Source organism: Protofrankia sp. CiP1_Cm_nod4 (genome assembly GCF_982290645.1).
Genome location: NZ_CEVIVC010000105.1, coordinates 12,714 through 14,276, shown reverse-complemented (window position 1 = coordinate 14,276; position 1,563 = coordinate 12,714). Strand labels below are relative to the sequence as shown.

Annotated in this window: 1 protein-coding gene; it reads left to right on the top strand. The window is 74.1% G+C overall.

What is annotated here, in order from left to right:
- Positions 1 to 92 precede the first annotated feature (92 nt).
- On the top strand, positions 93 to 1,529 hold the full coding sequence (locus tag AC5LSR_RS17780) for a M16 family metallopeptidase (protein WP_250290083.1): 1,437 nt from the start codon (positions 93 to 95) through the stop codon (positions 1,527 to 1,529).
- Positions 1,530 to 1,563 lie beyond the last annotated feature (34 nt).

The following is a 1,563-nucleotide window of genomic DNA, read 5'->3' as shown; positions in this document are numbered from 1 at the left end:
CCCAGGGCTACCGCTGCTCCCAGGGCTACCGTCGCTCCCGCAGGCACCACGCGCCCGCCGGGCAGGCCGTCATCGCAGAACAGGAGGTCGCGGTGAGCGCCGCAACCATTGGGAAAGCATCCGGCGACGCTCCGGGGGCCGGGGCGTCGCCGTCCGTCATCCCGCCGGTGGCCACGACCGTGGCGGCCGAGCTCCCCACGGTCGCCGAGCGGACCCTACCCGGTGGCCTGCGGGTGCTGGTGGTCCGGCGGACGACCGTGCCCCTGGTGGAGGTGCGGCTGCGCATCCCGTTCACCGGCCTGGGCGCGGCCCATCAGGCACGCGGTGAGCTGCTCGCCGAGACCCTGTTCACCGGGACGCAGCTGCGTGACCGGGTGGAGCTCGCCACCGTCGTGCAGTCCCTCGGCGGCGCGCTGTCGACCTGGGTGGACGCCGACCGTCTCGCGATCGTCGGCTCCGCGCTCGCGACCAACCTCGTCCCGCTGCTGGACCTGATCGCGGAGGTGCTGACCGGCGCGACGTACCCCAGCGGCGAGTTCGCCGGTGAACGCGACCGGCTGGTCGAGGAAGCCACGATCGCCCACAGCCAGCCGGCGTTGATCGCCCGGGAGGGCCTGCTGCGCCGGCTGTACGGCGACCACCCCTACGGCAGCGAGACACCGGTGCCGGACGTGGTCTCCCAGGTGACCGAGGCCGACGTGCGGACGCTGCACGCCGCGCGCGTGTCACCGGTGGGCGCGGTGCTCACGCTCGTCGGCGACGTGGAGCCGCAGGCCGCGCTCGAGCGGGTGGAGGCGGTCCTCGGCGACTGGCGGGGGACGGCCGCCGACGCGGTGCCGCCGCTGCCGGCCCTGCGCACCGGCCCTGTCGTGATCATCAACCGGCCCGGCGCGGTGCAGACGAACATCCGCATCGGTGGCCCGGCGGTAGACCGCCACCACCCCGCCTATGCCGCGCAGCGGCTGGCCAGCACCATCTTCGGCGGCTACTTCAGCTCGCGGCTGGTGTCGAACATCCGGGAGGACAAGGGCTACACCTACTCGCCGCGCAGTTCGCTCGACTACCCGGTCGCGGGCTCCCGGTTCACGGTGACCGCGGACGTGGCGACCGACGTGACCGGCCCCGCGCTGCTCGAGATCTTCTACGAGCTCGGCCGGATGGCGCTGCTGCCGGTGTCGGACGAGGAGCTCGACGCGGCCCGCCAGTACGCGATCGGGACGCTGGCGCTGTCCACGGCGACCGGGGTGGGGCTCGCCTCCACCCTGTCGGCGCTGGCCGGCGCGGGGATCGGCGTCGGGTACCTGCACGACCATCCCGCGGCGCTGGCGAAGGTGACAGCGCGGGACGTGTTGGAGATCTCGGCGCAGGTGTTCGCGCCGACACGTCTGGTCACCGTCCTGGTCGGGGACGCGGAGAAGATCGCGGCCGAGGTGGGGGCGATCACCGAGATCGCCCCCGAGGTCGTCGCCCCCGGGACCGTCACCACAGCCGCTGACAAGGCCACCGCCAGCGAGGCCGCTGCCACCTGAACCGGCCGTCCGACCGGGCGGCCGTCCGACCGGG